The sequence below is a fragment of the Corynebacterium oculi genome, assembly GCF_001412105.1.
In the GTDB taxonomy this organism is placed as follows: domain Bacteria; phylum Actinomycetota; class Actinomycetes; order Mycobacteriales; family Mycobacteriaceae; genus Corynebacterium; species Corynebacterium oculi.
In genome coordinates this window covers 619,481-637,573 of record NZ_LKST01000001.1, presented here as the reverse complement: position 1 = coordinate 637,573, position 18,093 = coordinate 619,481, and the positions used below count along the sequence as shown (strand labels likewise).

General features: G+C 61.1%; 16 protein-coding genes and 1 pseudogene. 7 read left to right on the top strand and 10 right to left on the bottom strand.

The features are described from left to right. Positions 1–120 precede the first annotated feature (120 nt). Entirely contained in the window at positions 121–1,002 is an 882-nt protein-coding gene (ypfJ, locus tag Cocul_RS03030) for a KPN_02809 family neutral zinc metallopeptidase (protein WP_055121810.1), read from the top strand. Between the two features lie 6 nt (positions 1,003–1,008). Here the strand turns inward: ypfJ and Cocul_RS03025 are convergent, their stop codons facing one another. Together Cocul_RS03025 and Cocul_RS03020 are read right to left on the bottom strand one after the other, a co-directional pair. Beyond that, on the bottom strand, positions 1,009–3,105 hold the full coding sequence (locus Cocul_RS03025) for a YhgE/Pip domain-containing protein (protein WP_055121809.1): 2,097 nt from the start codon (positions 3,103–3,105) through the stop codon (positions 1,009–1,011). Further along, the gene (locus tag Cocul_RS03020) at positions 3,105–4,031 is read right to left on the bottom strand and encodes a hypothetical protein (protein WP_055121808.1); all 927 of its coding nucleotides are present in this window, start codon (positions 4,029–4,031) and stop codon (positions 3,105–3,107) included. The genes Cocul_RS03025 and Cocul_RS03020 overlap by 1 nt, the downstream gene beginning before the upstream one ends. A 196-nt stretch (positions 4,032–4,227) precedes the next feature. Here Cocul_RS03020 and Cocul_RS03015 point away from each other — a divergent pair, with 196 nt between their 5' ends. From Cocul_RS03015 to Cocul_RS03000, 4 genes are all read left to right on the top strand, one after another. Beyond that, positions 4,228–4,848, top strand: coding sequence for a TetR/AcrR family transcriptional regulator (locus Cocul_RS03015; protein ID WP_055121807.1), 621 nt, complete (start codon positions 4,228–4,230; stop codon positions 4,846–4,848). Positions 4,849–4,965: 117 nt separating this feature from the next. Beyond that, the gene (locus Cocul_RS03010; RefSeq protein ID WP_055121806.1) at positions 4,966–6,114 is read left to right on the top strand and encodes a CE1758 family FMN-dependent luciferase-like monooxygenase; all 1,149 of its coding nucleotides are present in this window, start codon (positions 4,966–4,968) and stop codon (positions 6,112–6,114) included. Between the two features lie 51 nt (positions 6,115–6,165). Then, complete coding sequence (locus Cocul_RS03005) at positions 6,166–6,771, top strand: FMN reductase (RefSeq protein WP_055121805.1); 606 nt, start codon at positions 6,166–6,168, stop codon at positions 6,769–6,771. Between the two features lie 72 nt (positions 6,772–6,843). After that, the gene (locus Cocul_RS03000) at positions 6,844–8,241 is read left to right on the top strand and encodes an L-serine ammonia-lyase (RefSeq protein WP_055121804.1); all 1,398 of its coding nucleotides are present in this window, start codon (positions 6,844–6,846) and stop codon (positions 8,239–8,241) included. Between the two features lie 557 nt (positions 8,242–8,798). Here Cocul_RS03000 and Cocul_RS12220 read toward each other — a convergent pair. After that, a complete protein-coding gene (locus Cocul_RS12220) occupies positions 8,799–9,005 on the bottom strand; it encodes a hypothetical protein (protein WP_150114324.1) in 207 nt (68 codons plus the stop codon). A gap of 532 nt (positions 9,006–9,537) precedes the next feature. On the opposite strand from Cocul_RS12220, the pseudogene Cocul_RS12765 reads away from it, so the two are divergent. Beyond that, positions 9,538–10,338: pseudogene (locus Cocul_RS12765) on the top strand (transposase). Between the two features lie 93 nt (positions 10,339–10,431). Here Cocul_RS12765 and Cocul_RS12215 read toward each other — a convergent pair. The 7 genes from Cocul_RS12215 to Cocul_RS02955 form a co-directional block, all read right to left on the bottom strand. Next, positions 10,432–10,755 (bottom strand): hypothetical protein, encoded by a 324-nt coding sequence (locus Cocul_RS12215; RefSeq protein WP_150114322.1) that lies wholly within the window; start codon positions 10,753–10,755, stop codon positions 10,432–10,434. Between the two features lie 381 nt (positions 10,756–11,136). Further along, complete coding sequence (locus Cocul_RS12210) at positions 11,137–13,347, bottom strand: hypothetical protein (RefSeq protein WP_150114321.1); 2,211 nt, start codon at positions 13,345–13,347, stop codon at positions 11,137–11,139. Between the two features lie 479 nt (positions 13,348–13,826). Beyond that, entirely contained in the window at positions 13,827–14,102 is a 276-nt protein-coding gene (locus Cocul_RS02975) for a hypothetical protein (RefSeq protein WP_055121799.1), read from the bottom strand. Positions 14,103–14,114: 12 nt separating this feature from the next. Continuing rightward, a complete protein-coding gene (locus Cocul_RS12760) occupies positions 14,115–14,666 on the bottom strand; it encodes an MspA family porin (RefSeq protein WP_281176039.1) in 552 nt (183 codons plus the stop codon). Next, positions 14,645–15,046, bottom strand: coding sequence for an MspA family porin (locus tag Cocul_RS12755; protein WP_281176038.1), 402 nt, complete (start codon positions 15,044–15,046; stop codon positions 14,645–14,647). The genes Cocul_RS12760 and Cocul_RS12755 overlap by 22 nt, the downstream gene beginning before the upstream one ends. A gap of 222 nt (positions 15,047–15,268) precedes the next feature. Further along, positions 15,269–16,546 carry a histidine--tRNA ligase gene (hisS, locus tag Cocul_RS02960; protein WP_055121796.1) on the bottom strand — a complete coding sequence of 426 codons (1,278 nt, stop codon included), beginning with the start codon at positions 16,544–16,546 and terminating at the stop codon, positions 15,269–15,271. 10 nt (positions 16,547–16,556) lie between these two features. Next, positions 16,557–17,180, bottom strand: coding sequence for an MBL fold metallo-hydrolase (locus Cocul_RS02955; protein WP_055121795.1), 624 nt, complete (start codon positions 17,178–17,180; stop codon positions 16,557–16,559). A 67-nt stretch (positions 17,181–17,247) separates the two neighbouring features. On the opposite strand from Cocul_RS02955, the gene Cocul_RS02950 reads away from it, so the two are divergent. Beyond that, entirely contained in the window at positions 17,248–18,093 is an 846-nt protein-coding gene (locus tag Cocul_RS02950) for a peptidylprolyl isomerase (protein WP_055121794.1), read from the top strand.

The following is an 18,093-nucleotide window of genomic DNA, read 5'->3' as shown; positions in this document are numbered from 1 at the left end:
CTGGTCCTTCCCCTAGAGATACTGTCAGGATAAATAGTACAACCGCGTAGTTTACCTCCCCGGGGCCTCCTCGGCCGCGATACCCCTGCCCGCGCGGGTGCCTGTGGCAGCATAACAATCATGACTTTCCGCAACGATGCCTCGTATGATGCCGGGCGCGCCTCCTCTTCCGACGGCCGGGGAGGCCTCATCGCCGGTGGCGGCGTGGGCACCCTGGTCTTGGTGGGTCTCTACCTCTTCCTCGGTGGTAACCCCTCCGACCTCGGCGGCCTCCTGGGCCAGAACGGGAACCTGGCCACCGACCGCAACACCGGAGGCTACAGCCTGGAGCACTGCCAGGGCACCGCCGAGGACGCCAACGCTTATGACGACTGCCGCATGATCGCCACCGCGCAGACCCTCGACGAGGTGTGGGAAACGCTGCTTCCCGAGCAGTCCGGCATCGCCTATACCCAACCCGGGCTCAACCTCTTCCGGGCCTCCGTGACCACCGGGTGCGGGGCCGCGAGTTCGGCCACCGGCCCGTTTTACTGCCCCGGCGATGAGACCGTGTACCTTGACGTCTCCTTCTTCGAGCAACTCTCCTCCCTGGGCGGCTCCGCGGGCCCCCTGGCGCAGATGTACATCGAGGCCCACGAGTTTGGCCACCACATTCAGCACCTGGAAGGAACCCTGGGCCTAAGCGATTACCGCAACCCCGGCGCGGATTCCAACGCCGTGAAGATCGAACTCCAGGCCGATTGTTATGGCGGGTTGTGGGCGCATCACGCCAACAACAACCACGGCCTTGAGGCCTTTAGCGAGGAACAGCTCAACCAGGCCATCGAGACCGCAGGGGCCGTGGGCGACGATAACATTCAGCGGCGCTCCGGGGGCGAGGTCAACCCCGAGGGCTTTACGCACGGCACCTCACAGGAGCGCAAAGAGGCCTTCCTCCGCGGCTATGAAACCGGGAAGATGGCCTCCTGCGATACCCTAGAGCGCGGCGTGTACCAGGGATAATGCCGGTTATACCTGCAACTCCGGGTGAAGATCCTTGTGCTTGATTACCCGGTGCCGCCGCGCGGCCATCGAGGAGAGGAACAAGGAGAGTGCACCCACGAAGATCAGCACGCCCACGGCGGTAATCGCGCGGTGATCCCCGGCCTCCGCGCCCAGGATGGCGTAGCGGAAGAGGTTCACGCTGTAGGTCATGGGGTCAACCGGGTGCACCCAGCCGAAGAAGGCGGGCTGCGTTTCCACCGGATAGAGCCCGCCCGAGGAGGTGAGCTGCACGGCCATGAAGATCATGCAGATCACGCGCCCTGCGGTGGCCCCCACCACGGCGTTAATCATCTGGCTCACCGCCACGAATACCGCCGAGACCCCCCACATGCAGCCCAGCATGAGGATCGGGTGCTCGGACTTCAGCCCGATGAGGAACTCCAGCACCACCCACACGATGGTGGCCTGGGACAGGCCCACGATCACACCGGGGAGGTAGCTGGCCAGCACGGCGCGCAGGGGGTTGGTGCCCGAGTCCACGGCGCGCAGTTGCAGGGGGCGCAGCACCATCCACATGGCGAAGGAGCCCATAAATAGCGCCAGGCTCATGAAGAAGGGGGCGAGCCCCACGCCAAACTTGGTCACGTCCTGATCCACCAGTTCCCGTTCTACGGGTTGACCGGCAGCGGTGGATGCGTCGTCAAGGCGCTGCCCCTCCCAGGTGGGTACCTGGGAGGCTCCCTGGCCCAGGCGCAGGCTGAGTTCGCCCGCGCCGTCGTCCAGCCGCCCCAGGCCATTGGCGAGGTCACCGGCCCCAGAATCCAGGGTCACCAGGCCATCACGCAGGGCGGTGGCGCCCACGGTGAGTTGTCGGCTGCCCTCGACAAGCTGGCTGGTGCCGTCGGCAAGCGTGTTTGCCCCCACTCTCAACTGCGCGGAACCGTCCTTGAGTTGGGAGATTCCGGCGGCGAGTTCCTGCGAGGCGCTGGCGGCGCGATCCATGCCGGAGCGGTATTCGGACACGGGGTTGCCCAGTTGATCCGCGATCTGCCGGGCGCCGTCTTGGAGTTGCAGCAACTGGTTGAGCCGATCCTGGCTCAGCCCGGATTCCCGGATGCTCGCGGCGAGACCCTCCACTTCGGCGGCCAGACCGTTAGTGGGTGGAAGATTCGCCTCGCGCAGCAGGCCCGCGGCGTTGTCCAGGCGGCCCACGAGGTTTTGCTGCACCCCGGCCACGGCGTTGAGGCTATCCACCACCTGATCCACACCGCCGGAGACCTGACCCGCGCCGTCGGCCAGGCGCTCGGTGCCCGCGCTGAGCTGTCCCAGGCCGTCCGCGAGTTGCTGAGAGCCGTCCTTGGCACGGCTTAAACCGTCATCGAGCTGTCCGGCACCGTCGGCGAGTTTGTGGGCGCCGGCATCGGCCTCCCCGAGTTTCTCGGTGAGCGTGCCGGATCCCTCGGTGAGCTGCTGGGAACCGTCGCGGGCCGTGGTGGAGCCGTCGGCAAGCTGCTGGGAACCGTCGCGGGCCGTGGTGGAGCCGTCGGCAAGCTGCTGAGAGCCGTCCACGGCCTGCCCCATCTTCTCCCCGATGGTGTTGAAGCCCACCAGGAGTTGATTGCTGATCTGCTTGCCTAACTCCGCGTCGATAGCCTGAAGCATGATGAGGGTGGCCTGGTTACCCACCATCGTCGGAATGAAGCCGTTGTTGTTGTACAGAGCCACGTTGAGCTTGGCGCTGTGCGGGTTCTCCGAGTTCACGCTCACGGCGGCCTGGGAGAAATCGGTGGGCAGTTCCACCGCGAAGTAATAATCGCCCTGGGTCACGCCTCTCTTGGCGTCATCGGCGGAAACCAGGTGGAAATCCAGTTGATCGGATTGGAGCATGTTCTCCGCCACCTGCTGCCCCGCGTTGATGGTGGTACCGTCCCTCTGCGCTCCCTCATCGGAGTTCACCAGGGCCACGGGGAGTTTATCCATGTGCCCGATCGGGTCATAGTAGGCCCACACGAAGAGCCCGCCAAAGACCAACGGCAGGCAGGTGACCACGAGGATCGCCAGGCGCGGGAGCACCCCGTGGCCAAAGCGCCGGAACTCGGAACCAATATGGAGCAGGGACATCAGTTTTCCTCCGACAAGGTAGGAATCTCATCCTGGTGGGCCGGGATACGGGCGCGATCCTGCGCGGTCATCGCTGTGGCAGTCATCGCCGTGGCGGGCGCGGCCGGGGTGTCGGGAGTCATGGGCGTGCCGCCTGCCTCCCCGGACCCGCGTTGACCGTGCCCACCGTGCCCACCGTGCCCGCTGTGTTCTCTGTGCCGCTCTTCGCTTTCGCCGTGCGCGTTGCCTTCCCCGGTAGCCTCGCCGGAAGCGCGCAGGTCAATCACCCTGGTGGCCAGGCCGGAGAAGTCTGGGTTCACCGTGGAGGCCACCACCGGAAGGCTCAGCGAGAGTTCCCGCAACTCCGCGAGGATCTCGTCGCGCAGTTCCATATCCCGCACCTGATCCACGTCATCCATGATAAGCACCGCGGCGTCCTTGCGGGCCACGAGCGCCAGCAGCACCCGCAGGCGGAAGCGATCATGCGGGTCAATCTCGCCCACCTTGGCGTCGAGGTCGATGTCCAGGCCCAGGGGTTGCAGCCAGGGGCGCACCAGATCGTGCTCCCACAGATCCTTGCCCACATGCTTCCACCAGGGGCTGGCCCAGTTGACCTGTTCGCGCAGGACGGCGCGCACGGGAACGATGCGGTCGAGGGTATCCACCTCCGCGGCGCCGGCCAGCGCCACAAGTTTAAAGAGATCCGCATGGCGCTGCGTGGTGATCCCACGGTGGTCGAGGCTGACCGAACCCGCGGTGGGGCGTCGCCGCCCCGCCAGGGTGAGGCTTAAGGCCGTGTGAAAGTTCTCGCGGCTGTTGCGCAGCAGGGTCAGCCCCGGCCCCACGGAGAAGCTCCACCCCGGCTCGGGCTGCTCGGCCTGCACGCGCACCTCGTTGGCCGCGAGGGTAAAGGCCGAGCGATGCCGGGCTGTACTCCCATCATTCATGGTGACTTCCTCTTGTTCGCGATCAAGTGGAGGATAGACTCTCACTTCCCACCGATCTATACTTCATGCGCGGCAGTGCGGTGTCAACCCGTGTGCAACCACGCCACGCGCCTCACCCGCAAGCACCCGCAGCACCCCATCATCCCACCCCCACCGCCCCATCGGGCCCAATATCACGAGGGAGGCCTCCCGCGCCGTGCGCACCGACGCCCGCGAACGCAGGCAACGCATTATCGACGCCGCCTGCGATCTCTTCCGCACCCATCACCCCGCCGAGGTCACCATGGAGCGCGTAGCCGAACGCGCCCAGGTGGGAATTGCCACGGTCTACCGCAACTTTCCCGGCCGCGCGGCACTCATCCTCACCTGCTCCTTTTATCTCCTGGAAGTGGTAGAGACCATCGAACTAGACACCCTCACCAGGCTCTCCGCCGACCCCTCCCGCGCCGATCAAACGTGGCGAGGCTTCGTCCTCTCCCTCGTCGATCTCGGCACCGGCGCGCTGATCCCCGCCCTTGCCCCCGCCCCCCTGGAGGAGCTGGGCGAGGAGGGGGCCCGGCACCGCGCGCTGGTACGCCAGCGCACGCAGGCCATCCTGGACGTCGCCGCGCATCACGGCCTTGTTTCCCCCGACCTCCTGGCCCATGAGTTCATTACCCAACTCGCCGTACTCACCCGGCCCCCGGTTCCCGGCGTGCGCAGCCTCAATTCCGATGTCACCGCGCAGTTGGTGGCGGCATACCTGGATCACCAGCACACCCTGGGCCAGGCGGGTACACAAGGCCACGGCACACGAGGCCGCAGCGCGCGAGAATAGGAGGCGAGGGAATGGGGCGCATAGGTCGGGAATAGGCCGGGCAGGGTTTTGTTGACATGTCATAGAAGGGCTCGTGATTAGAGCCTCCAGGATCGACAGGAAGTAAGGAACAAGATCATGCAATTCGGAATCATGAGCGTAGGAGACGTCACCCAGGACCCCACCACCGGCCGCACCCCCAGCGAGGCCGAGCGCATCGAGGCCATCACCGCCATCGCCCTCAAGGCGGAAGAAGTGGGCTTGGACGTCTTTGCCACCGGGGAACACCACAACCCGCCCTTCGTTCCCTCCTCCCCCACCACCCACCTGGCCTACATCGCCGCCAAGACCACGCGGCTGCGGCTTTCCACCTCCACCACGCTGATCACCACCAACGATCCCGTGAAGATCGCGGAGGATTACGCCTTCCTCCAGCATCTTTCCGGCGGCCGCAATGACCTCATGCTCGGGCGCGGCAATAGCGGCCCGGTGTACCCGTGGTTTGGCAAGGACATCCGCCAGGGAATACTCCTCGCGGTGGAGAATTATCACCTGTTGCGCAGGCTGTGGCGCGAGCGCACCGTGAACTGGGAGGGCAAGTTCCGCACCCCGCTGCACGGCTATACCTCAACCCCGTGGCCTCTCGATGACGTCCCGCCCTTCGTATGGCACGGCTCCATCCGCTCCCCGCAGATCGCGGAGCAGGCGGCCTTCTACGGAGACGGCTTCTTCCACAACAACATCTTCTGGAACAAGGAACACACCGCCTCCATGGTGCATAACTATCGACGCCGCTTCGAGGCCTTCGGGCACGGCCGCGCCGACCAGGCCATCGTGGGCCTCGGCGGACACGTGTTCCTGGCGGATTCCGAGGCCGAGGCGAAAAAGCAATTCCGCCCCTACTTTGATAACGCCCCCGTGTATGGGCACGGCCCCTCCCTGGAGGAGTTCACCGAGATGACCCCGCTGACAGTGGGTACCGCCGAGCAGGCCATCGAGCGCACCATGCAGTTCGCTGACTGGGTAGGTGATTACCAGCGCCAACTCTTCCTCGTGGATCACGCCGGCCTGCCCCTGGAGGTGGTACTGGATCAGGTGGAGAGGCTGGGCCGGGACGTCGTGCCGGAGGTGCGCCGCCGCATGGAGGAACGTCGCCCCGAGCACGTTCCCTCCGATCCCCCGACCCACACCAGCCTGCTTAAGGATACCTCCCGCAGCAACCCACACTTCCAGGTCAGCCCCGGCGCACCCACCGCCGAGAAAGAAAACACGGGGAGCCGCAGCTAACTCGCATACACTGGCACCACCCCGCGATACGCCATTGAGGAGAAGCACACCATGTACACACTCACCGCCATTACCGCAGGACTGTCCACTCCGTCCACCACCCGGCTAATAGCGGAGCAGATTGCCCAGGCCACCTCCAAGCAATTGGGCCACGCGGGCCACGAGGTGCAACTCATCACCATCGAACTGCGCGACCTCGCCTCCGACCTCGCCGGGGCGATGACCAGCGGCGGCCTGCTCACCCCCGCCCTGCAAGAGGCCATCGAGCAGGTAACGGGGGCCGATGGGCTCATCGTGGTCACCCCCGTGTTCAAGGCCAGCTACTCGGGGCTGTTCAAGATGTTCTTCGACACCCTGGATACCCAGGCCATCGTGGGCAAACCCACCGTGATCGCCGCCACGGCAGGCTCTCCCCGCCACTCCCTCGTGCTGGATTATTCCCTGCGGCCCCTGTTTAGTTACCTGCGCGCCACCATCATGCCCACCGGTATCTTTGCCGCCACGGAGGACTTCGGCGGCAGCCACTCCGGGGCGCTGACCAAGCGCATCGAGAAGGCCGGAGGGGAACTCGCCCAGGCCGTAGCCGGGGCCGTGCCCACCCAGTCCGCTCCCGAGGAATCCTTCCTCGGATTGCTCGGCCAGCACAGTGGGGCCTAAGCCACACATGCGACGGTAACCATGTAACGTCGTGGAGGATCTGTGACCTCAACCTGATTTGAAGGGTTCTCCATGACCATTAGCGTTGTCGATCTCTTCAGCATCGGCATTGGCCCCTCCTCCTCCCACACCGTCGGCCCCATGCGCGCCGCCCTCGCGTTCACGCGAAGGCTTGACGACGCCCCCGCCACCATTCGCGTGGAACTGCGCGGCTCCCTGGCCGCCACCGGGCGCGGCCACGGCACCGACCGCGCCGTGATCCTCGGCCTCGCCGGGTACGACCCCGTCACGGTTCCCTCCGACGTCTCCCCCGCCCCCGGGGAAGCCGTGGCCGTAGTAGGCACCGCCACCGGGCCCGCAGGCACCTACCCCTACGAGATCGACTTCAACCCCGTGGCCCTGGAACTCCACCCCAACGGCATGATCTTCACCGCCCTGGACACCCACGGACAGCCCCTGCTCACCCAGGACTACTACTCCGTGGGCGGCGGCTTCATCCTCACCGGCGCGGAACTACGCGAACAGATCGACAGCGAGGGCGGCCTTGGCTCCGGGGCATCCACCCAGGCCACCGAAACCCCCGTGCCCTACCCCTTTAACACCGCCGAGGAACTCCTCACCCAGTGCCAGGCCAGCGGAAAAAGCGTGGCGGAGGTCATGGCCGCCAACGAGGAGGCCCTGCACGGCGACATCGCCGTGGTCAACGAGCACCTCGACCACGTATGGCGCACCATGCGCCAATGCGTCACCGCAGGCATCTCCACCCGAGGCATCCTCCCCGGCGGGCTCTCCGTGGTACGCCGCGCCCCCGAGGTCTACGAACACCTACTCCAGGAACAAGAAAAGAACGCCGCCGGATTCGGCGCAATGGAATGGTCCAACCTCTACGCCCTGGCCGTCAATGAAGAAAACGCCGCCGGCGGGCGCGTGATCACCGCCCCCACCAACGGCGCCGCCGGGATCATCCCCGCCGTGATGCACTACGCACGGGACTTCCTCGATGACTTCACCGCCACCAAGGCCAGAGAATTCCTGCTCAGCGCCGGGGCCGTGGGGGCGATCATCAAGGAAAACGCCTCCATCTCCGGAGCCGAGGTGGGCTGCCAGGGCGAGGTAGGCTCCGCCTCCGCCATGGCAGCCGCCGGACTCTGCGCCGTCCTCAGCGGCACCCCCCAACAGGTGACCTGCGCGGCGGAGATCGGTCTGGAACACAACCTCGGGCTTACCTGCGACCCCGTGGGCGGACTCGTGCAGATCCCCTGCATCGAACGCAACGCCATCGGAGCCGTAAAATCCATCAACGCCGCCCGCCTGGCCAAGCTGGGCAACGGAACCCACCGGGTGAGCCTAGACGAGGTGGTAAGCACCATGGCCGAGACGGGGCGCGACATGCTCACCAAATACAAGGAAACCGCCGCCGGAGGCCTGGCCGTGACCCTGGGACTGCCGGTGAGCTTTACGGAGTGCTAGGGGGCGTGCTGTAAAATCCACCGGCCCCGATCACCATCACTGGGGCAGGCCGCCCACACCGAGGCATACACATTTTTGGTCCGATCACTGCGTACATTCCTCCGCTCAAACCGAACGGTTCCTTTGCACCCCTCCTCCTCTCCTCTGGGAGAGGCGCTGAAAGTAAAAGAATAGGTTTTTGAGCGGCCGCTATAGGGAAGATCAACCACCGCCCCACCGGTTTCCGCCTCAATCCCCTCAAGCCGATAGAGAGCATCAAGCGTATTCAGGTATTCACTGAGATCCACGGTATCAATATTATCTTCCGGTGTAAGGGCAGCACCCATATACCGAACGCAAACACTGTGGGTGCACCCAAGAGGAGAATGGCACGCCTGACCGATTTGGATAGCTTTAATGGGTTTCCATACGCCAGCCAAGGGGGCACGAAAAGCAGGAATGTTAATCCAAATATGGCAAGGGTAGTCCAATCCGTTGGATTGTTTACGGCCATACCCACAACGGGGACGTTTTCTATCTACATGAGGTCCTCCATTCAAAATTTTCTACCGTGACATCTACCCACCCGAAAGCAACCTTCCAGCCCTTATCAATCCAACAACTCCTTCATGCCCCAACGGACCATACACGATAGGATTAATAACCCAACCAGTAAACCCTTCAACCACGCCATGCTTTTTATAGGATAAGAACTTTCCCTTCCCCACCTCCCACTTACCCTTAAGCTTAAATGTTTTAACGAATAGAGCCTTGTTATTTTCCATCAAATTGACAGCAACTGGAATTAAGCTGTAATTATTGAATGGCTTAACAGAAAATGAATCTCACTTCACATGGCAGTATATAATACCAAATCCAGTGAAGCCAACAATATCCACAATCTCCAATCCTATATAAGGATAAGTAGGCGAAAGCAATCCAATATCAAATCCATTTCCCGCATAGATATCGCCCAAAATATACATCATCCCTACAACTAAAGATAGTAAAAACAATGAGCCGACTCTGAGGAAATAATTTTATGACGATCCCTTCCCCAGGTCTCGACCGGATAGTCTTAACAAGTATCCAACCGAATATCCGAGGAAAGATAAGTATACAAAAATGAAAAGAAAAATAGAAACACGGCAATATCATCCAGAAATTCCACAGCATCCCCGTAAAGAATGTAGGAAGCGGTGGGCATTATCGGACATATTGAGGTTTATCCATGAGGTAGTATTCTACCCAAATGATTCCCTCACTTCCCCGCGTGTCACACGCAAAACAAGGGGGTGTTGCTGATTTGATTAAAGTGTGAGCAATAAACAAACAACAACACCCAACTTTAAAAGTATCCTACCGCTTACCGCCTGGCACCTAACAGCCCTCGAAGTAGAACTCGCATATCTCCTTGACGAAGCAGATGACAGGGTAGGCACCCGGACACTGACCGTAAAAGCCCGCCTGCTTCTCGTGTTGGACTACATGAGGGAAAACCGCACCCAACAAGCCCTCGCTGTTACCTTCGACATCTCCCAGCCAACCGTCTCCCGTATCCTTACCCACGATGTTCCCCTGCTGGCCCATCTGGTCAGTGTGTGGATCCCCACCTGGAATGACATCATGGATACTTATGGGTTCCTCATCGTCGATGGCGCCTTAATTACCTGCACCAACACCCACACCCGGAAAGACTTATACTCCGGGAAGCATCACACCACCGGCTACAACCTCCAAATCGCCTGCGATGTGGACGGACACCTCGTCTGGACCTCCAACCCACAACCAGGAAGCATGCACGACACGGCAGCCTTGCGTGCCTCGGGTTTTATCACCCACACCCACAACATGAGGATCATGGCAGATAAAGGCTACATCGGTCTAGGGTTTATTACCCCGATGAAGAAACCACCAGGATAATCCTTGGATGCTCACGATCGGGCTTATAACCGCAGCCACGGAACAATCCGCTCCACAGTGGAGCGCACGATCGCGAAGGTGAAATCCTGGCGGGTATTAAAGACCCGCTACCGCGGGCGGCTGCCCTTGTTCGAGGATATTGTGACCATCATTGTCGGGCTTATGTTCTACCACTCTCTAAAAACCTATGAATAAACCTCAGTACATAGAACCCCAGGAATAGAATAGATAAAAATCTTAATACCCCACACTGCACCTCAACAAATTTCCTGCCAGATAGCAGATAAGTTATATAGAATTTTCTCTTTCTAGAATTCCCCCTTTTATTATACTTTTAATATATTCCATATTGGAATTTCCGAAGCAGTAGGGGGTCATACGGATGTCTCTTTCTTCTCGACGGGTAACACTTGGCCTGAAAATACTTTTTTCTTCCACTTCCCACTCTCCCCTGATTATAAATTCATCCACCCCCCAACTATTACAACTATCAACTATTTCCATTGTTCCAGGTATCAGAAAGAATTTTTTAGAAAAGTTCAACTGTATGCAATCTTTCGATAGGAACACATTCCCCCGCCCCCTGTCAGGGTTCAAGATAACAACTTTCACAATCCAAAAAAGTATCGATGCGGATATAATGAGAAAAATAAGACTTCGTATATTTTTACCATTCCCCCAAGAGGCTAGCCAAATGAAAAGGCATCCCGAAAACAATGAAAGGAAAAAACTAGCCCTACCCACGGATAATATGTTAGACCCTGGAATGGGTACATATGAGTCCTGTGAAACAACAATCCTCCAATCATTTCATTAAAAAATAGTCCAGAAAATATAAACATTGCACATAGCGCCGAGATTAACACAGATACCGAAAGGCCAAAAAGATACACATCCCCTCCCTCTAGCAATGATCCCATAATACATATTAAGAAAATGGAAAATACAAGGGTAAGTAGGATTACGGTCAGGCCAATCCAATTCGATCTATGCTTATTTTTTATCATTTTCATTCCATAAGTATTGAATGCCTTTAGTTGTTACCGCTCCGACAATATATGAAGCAGCAATTGGAACGAAAATTGTTGCTGCTGCGGGAACCGCGAAAGGTAGCAACGCTAACCCTCCCGCTGCCAATGCTCCTGCACCAAGACTAGCGGCGCCTCCAACTCCGTTAGATACCCACGCTTCAGTTGGGTCCATGTCATCTTCAATATCCATCAAGGCTCCAGCAGCAACACCAGCACCTCCAAATACATGGCTGCTAAGTCCCGCAATTCGCGCTACATCATCAACCGATCTTCCTGCTTTTTCTGCTCCTTTTTCAGAGATTTTTTTAGTGACTCGTTTTGCTTCTACTTCAGAAAAGGCTAGAGGGGTTCCTGTCCCAAAGTCATAAATACCGCCTGCTATATCAGTTCCTCCAAGGGAGGGGCCCTTCACTTCTCCATATTTATCAACATATTCATCTCTTGTAAGGTACGGGTCCTGTTTAACTACTTCTGGGTCCCCATTACCATCCCAATCTAATTCTCGAACTACAGATCGGTCACCATTCCGCTTTTCCTGTACCCAATCGGTGTGATTGAAAATATCTTCTTTCCCATACAACACCGTCCCATCATCCATCCGATACACAGGAGTATCCGCACCCTCAACGTTTTTCGCACCGTCGTGCCAGCGCCCCTGCTCGTCCTGGAACATGCCGTCATAAGGGTCTTGGGTGACCGTACCGTTGTACCAGGTCTGGTCGTTCTCCCCCGTCTCGGGAGGCGATTCCACCAGCGTATTATCGATCATCTGGGCTTGTTCTAGCCCACCCTCGTCCTTCCATTCCAAGGAAGCAACGGCCTCTTGCTGTCCTTCGGTGTTGTTGTGCGTCCAGTCCGAGGTGCCATTACCGTTGGGGTGCTCGGTGATGTAGCCACCGTTTCCATCGGCAAAGGAGCGCTTATCCAATTCACGGTTGTAGTATCCGGGAACCGTCGTCCCCTGCGTGGGGTCGGAGAAGGTACCATCGCCGTTGTTGAACGGGTGGTTATCAATGTTGGAGCCTTTGCTGGTTCCCGTGCGGTTTGCCCAGTCCTGGCGGTCTTGCTGGGGTAGATCCACCGCCGAGTTGTTGATCGTCTTGAGGTTCGTGGGGCTGCCGTCCTCGTCCCACTGAACCTGGGAGAGGGATTCTTGTTTGGTTCCCTCTTTATTCGTCAGAGTCCAGTCCGTGCGTCCGGAACCATCTTGGCGGGGGTGCTCCGTGACGATCCTCCCATCGCTTAGTTCCCAGGAGCGTTGCCCGGTCACCGGATTCTTGCTCATGTTTTCCGGGTTTTTAGCGGGATTATCACTGGCGGGCTTGGTGGCATCATACTTATCCGGATCAGCCAGGATCGGCAGAGCCGTAGTACGCTCCGGATCCACCACCTGTACAAGTTCCCCGGTCTCCGGGTCTACCTCAAAGTATGTGGGTACTTCCCTTCCCAGTGCGTCATAGGCCCACGGAGCTTTGACGTGTTTCGTCACATTACCCTGGGCGTCGAGCACGTCCACGGAACCGTCGAGATTTTCCACCACTCGCCCACCCGGAGGAACCTCAAGATCATAGCGGTACTCGCGGGGAGATTCCGGGCCCTCTAATAGAATCAGGGATTGCTCCCGGCCATTGCCCCAGTCCAGGTCTCCCTGCCAGGAGCGGTTGCGGCGGCGTCGTTCCAGCACACCTATGCCACCGATAGCCGCGCCGATTGCGCCCAGCGGAGCTACTGGAAGCTCGTTCGTCTCTTCCTCAGCCTCGGGTTCCGCCGCCGGATCATTCTGCTGCGAGACCTTGGGAATCGATCCAGGCGCAGCGGCTTCAGTTTCCTGCGGAGCAGCGCTTTCCTCGGCGGCGTTCTCTGGTTCCGGGTTCAGCACCCTGCCGCGCAGACCCTCCTGCACCTCCACGATCTTTTCCCCTGTTACCGGGTTCGGCCGCACCACCTCCCCGGTGGCGCGGCCGTCCTCGCCCACCACGGCCTGCGTGCCATTACCAATATCGGCTACCTGCACCGTGCGCGATTGACCATCATCACCGCGTATTTCCTCCTCCCAGAGGGGAATGGTGGGGACATTGGAGCGAGCGCTATCCGCGGCGGAAAGGCCGTCAGGCCCCGTGTTTCCCGGTTGGACTCCTCCCGTGCGCGATTCACTCAACGGCCCCAGACGCATATCTTGCTCATACTGCGAGGGGGTGTGCGCGGAATCGTCCCAACGGTGAGTCCGCTCGTGCCCGGTTGTGCCCTCCTCCCAGCGATGCGTGCGTTGATGCCCTTGATTCGCCCCGTCATCCCAGCGGTGCTCGCGCCCGTACATAGGCCCGGAATCCTCCTGGCCAGTAGCCCCGTTTGTTCCCGGTTGTTCGGCCACAGGCGGGTTGACGTTCTGTTGGCTGCCATTGTCCGGGCCACTCGGCCCACCTACGCACACATAGGGAGGCCAGGCACCCGGCCCAGGCTCCTGCCCCGGGTGGGAGGCCCGCCATAGTGCCTCCATCGTGGCATTATGAGCTGCCGTTTCCCGTGCGCAGCGTTCCTCCGGGGTCTCCGCCTGAGCGTATGGTGTTCCCAGGGTCAAGCCAGCACCTACAGCAAGGAGAATGACGCCACGCCATGGTGCGCGCTCCATCTGCTTTCTCATCAATGCCTCCTCTACTTGGCCGTCGCCCGACCCCAAAGCGTGGTAAAACCTGACACCATCAGTCCGCCGCCAATAATCATGAGAACCACGTAGAAGAACATCACCTGCACGTATCCGTGTTCCTCGATGGGCTTGTCGAGGTACTGCGACCACGTCAGGGTGGCGATCATCATCGCCACGCCCAGGCACAAATTGACGATGGGAATCCATATCGGCGTGCGCTGTGGTTTCTGCGCGGTGGCCTTGGCCACTTCGATGGGGTATTCGCTGCGCTCGTGCTGAGTCATCGTCGCTCTCCCTTACCTAATGCGCTGCGGATCGCCGTACACGTTCACGGCATCAATGGAGGTGGGGCTGACCGTGGAGATCGTCACGTAGGAACGCACCGTCACCGGCCCAGCACACCCGTTGACCTGAAGATGAGCGCCGGTAAAACCACCGGCGGCGCGCTTGTACTCCTTATCAATCGGCATAGAAACCAACGCCACGTTGGTAATCTTGCCGGGCTGCAAGTGGCCCTTGATGGCGGGCGAAACCTCCGCCTTGCCGTCTACGCCGCCTTCGAGTTTGCCGGTGGCGTCCGCGCCCGCTTCCAATTTGCCGGTGGCGTCGGCTCCACCCTCAACCTTGGCCGTGGCGTCCGCACCCGCTTCGGTTTTTACCTTTCCATCCGCTCCTACCTGAATATTTCCCTCCGGAAGGTTCACCGATACGCTCGGCCCAGTCTCCCCGCCGACCCCCACATTCGGGCCGCCCTCCACGCCGCCGGAAACGCTAGGACCACCCTCGATAACACCAGAAACGCTGGGTCCGCCCTCCACGCCGCCGCTCACTCGCGGGGCAACACCCACGGTTCCGGCTCCACGCCCGTGGAAATATCCACGCCACAACCCACCTGGTATCCGGCCTCAAAAACCGCGCCGCGCAGCTCCGGTTCCCCCTGCCCGGTGATCCATACCTTGGCTTTGAGGCTGCCGAAGCTCTCTCCGGTGGTGGCCGCCGAGTCCAGTGGCGGGGCCACGTTGATAACCTCGTCCTTCTTCTCCGCGTGGAGCACCCAACCGTCATCGGTGGTCTTTTCCACGTAGCGGTTTTCCAGGGCTTTCTCACCGCCAAAGGGAGCCACGGGCCAGGGCAACACGTCCACCACGGGTGCGGCATGAACCGCCCCGGCACTCATCGCGGTGAGCACGCCCGTGATACCCATGCACGCGATCTTCCATGTTTTCATCCTCACAACCTCCATCTGGCGTGATCCATGATTACTATGTCGAGCAACAGTAATCACATGAGCACCAGAAGTAAAGGATTTTCACATATTTATTTTCATCACCCGCACCAATAACCACTGTGTTGGGCACCGCACAGCCCCGCACCCTACGCACCGCCCCCAAAAAACACGCAAAAAGGCGGTGCCACCAGGCACCGCCTCGCACTCACGAGCCCCGAAAACCTACTCCCCCAGCACCTCGTTCACCACCCCCACCACGGATTCCAGCGCCACCTCTCGTTGATCGTGCGCGGCCAGGTTCTTCACCGCCACGGTTCCGGCCTCGATCTCCTGATCTCCCAGCACCAGGGCCACCTTCGCTCCGGCCCGATCGGCTCCCTTCATCGCGCCCTTCAACCCGCGATCCCCATAGGCCATGTCCGCCCGCACCCCGGCCACGCGCAGATCGTTTATCACCCGCGCCATCACTCGCTTAGCCGCAGCCCCCAAGGCCACGCCGTAGACCTCCACGCGCGGAGCACCCAGGTCGATCCCCTCGGCCTCCAGGGCCAGCACGGTACGATCCACGCCCAGCCCGTACCCAATGCCCGAGAGGTCTTGGCCGCCCAGTTGGGCCAGCAGGCCGTCGTAACGCCCACCGCCGCCGATGCCGGACTGCGCCCCTAAGCCATCGTGGACGAACTCGAAGCAGGTCTTGGTGTAATAGTCCAGGCCGCGTACCAGGCGCGGGTTCACCACGTATTCCACGCCCATGTCATCGAGCAACCCGGTGACGGTCTCAAAGTGCTCGCGGCTCTCGGCGGAAAGGTGATCGAGCATGAGCGGGGCGTTGTCTACCATCTCACGCACCTCGGGGCGCTTGTCGTCGAGCACGCGCAGGGGGTTGATCTCCGCGCGGCGGCGGGTTTCCTCATCGAGGGGCAGTTTAAAGAGGAATTGCTGAAGTTTCTCCCTATATTGGGGGCGGCAGGTGGCATCGCCCAGGCTGGTGATTTCTAGGCGGAAGCCGCTCAGCCCCAGGGCGCGGTAGCTGCGATCGGCCAGGGCGATGACCTCGGCGTCAAGCGCCGGATCGTCCACGCCGATGGCCTCCACGCCCACCTGCTGTAATTGGCGGTAGCGTCCCGCCTGGGGGCGCTCATAGCGGAAGAAGGGCCCGGCGTAGCAGAGCTTGGCGGGGAGTTGTCCGCGATCTAGGTGGTGCTCGATCACCGCGCGCATCACCCCGGCGGTGCCCTCGGGCCGCAGGCTCACCGAGCGGCCGCCACGATCCTCGAAGGTGTACATCTCCTTGGTCACCACGTCCGTGGACTCGCCCACGCCCCGGGCAAAAAGTTCCGTCTCCTCAAAGACCGGCAGCTCGATGTGCTCGAACCCGGCGGTGCGGGCCTGCTGCACAAAGGTATCGCGCACCCGCACGAATCCGGCCGAGGCCGGGGGAACGTAATCGGGCACGCCCTTGGGGGCCTTATGGGCTTGGTACTTTTTCTTCTCGCTCACCCTCCATACTTTAGCTTCCCAGGCGCAGCAGGTGGGGGTTGGTGGCCCGCTCGTGGCTCACGGTGGTCTCCGCGCCGTGACCCGGCAGCACGCGCAGGTGCGCGGGCAGGTCGGCCACCGGCCCACGCAGGGTGTTCAGCATGGCCTCGGGATCGGAGCCCGGCAGGTCGGTGCGCCCGATTCCGCCGCAAAAAAGCACGTCCCCGCTCCAGCACACCTGCTCCCCCACCAGGAGCACGCTGCCGGGCGAGTGACCGGGCGCGGGCACTACTTGGTGTTCCTCCCCGGCGATGCGCACCGCCTCGCCCAGCTTATCGACGTCCCGGATGGGCACCATCGAGGCGACGTCGAAAAGCTCCCGCAGCAGCGGGCCGCGGTCCAGCATGTGCTCGTCAGCGGGGTGAACGCGCACGGGCACCCCGAACTCCGCCGAGAGTTCGCCCGCGTCTCGAATATGGTCGATGTGCCCGTGGGTGAGCACGATGGAGGTGACCGGAACCTCCGCCCCCTCCATCTCTCGGCGCACCAGCGCAGCCGCGCCCAGGCCCGGGTCGATCACCGTGGCCTCCGCCTCTCCCAGGGCCAGGTAGCAGTTGGTTTGTAGGGGGCCGCAGGTGAGCGTGAGAATCTCCATGCCCCAACGCTACAATATGACAGATACCCAGTACCCCTAACCGAGGAATCCGAGGTCATACACCGGGATGAATAACGAACAGCGAGGCCAAGAGGCCCTCCAGCAACTTGACCGGGCCCTGCGCGGCCGCGATCGCGCCGAAAAGACCAAGCCGCTCATGGTGGTGCTCATGGCCGCCGTGGCGATCCTGGTTCTGGTGGGCGGCATCGTCTACGCCGCCACCCGCGACGGCGGCGATACCTCCGCCGAGGGCTCCACCGATACCAGCGTGGACGAACTACCCACCCCGGAGATTCTGGCTATGTCCCGCGAAACCCCGCTGGACAAGACGGTAACCTGCGAGTACCCGGACTCCGGCGAGGCCGCCAAGCAGGTGAGCAAGCCGCAGACCAAGGACGTGCCCACCACCGGCACCGCCACGGTGACGCTGAACACCAGCCAGGGAGAGATCGGCCTAGAACTGGATCGCTCCGTGTCCCCCTGCACCGTGAACGCCATCACGCACCTGGCCAAGGAAAAGTACTATGACGACACCGTGTGCCACCGCATGACCAACGATGGTATTTACGTGCTGCAATGCGGCGACCCCTCCGGCACCGGCGCCGGCGGCCCCGGCTTTAGCTTTGCCGACGAATACCCCACGGATTCCCCCGAGGGCGAGGAAGCGCGCGTGACCTACCCGCGTGGCTCCCTGGCCATGGCCAACTCCGGCCCGGATACCAACGGCTCCCAGTTCTTCCTGAACTATCAGGACTCCCCGCTCCCGCCCGCTTATACCTACTTCGGGCAGATCAGCGACAAGGGCCTAGAGACCCTGGATAAGATCGCGGAGAAGGGCATTACGGCTGGCGCAACCCCGAACGACGGCACCCCGGCCGAGGAGGTCAGGATCACCAGCGCCACGGTCTCCTAA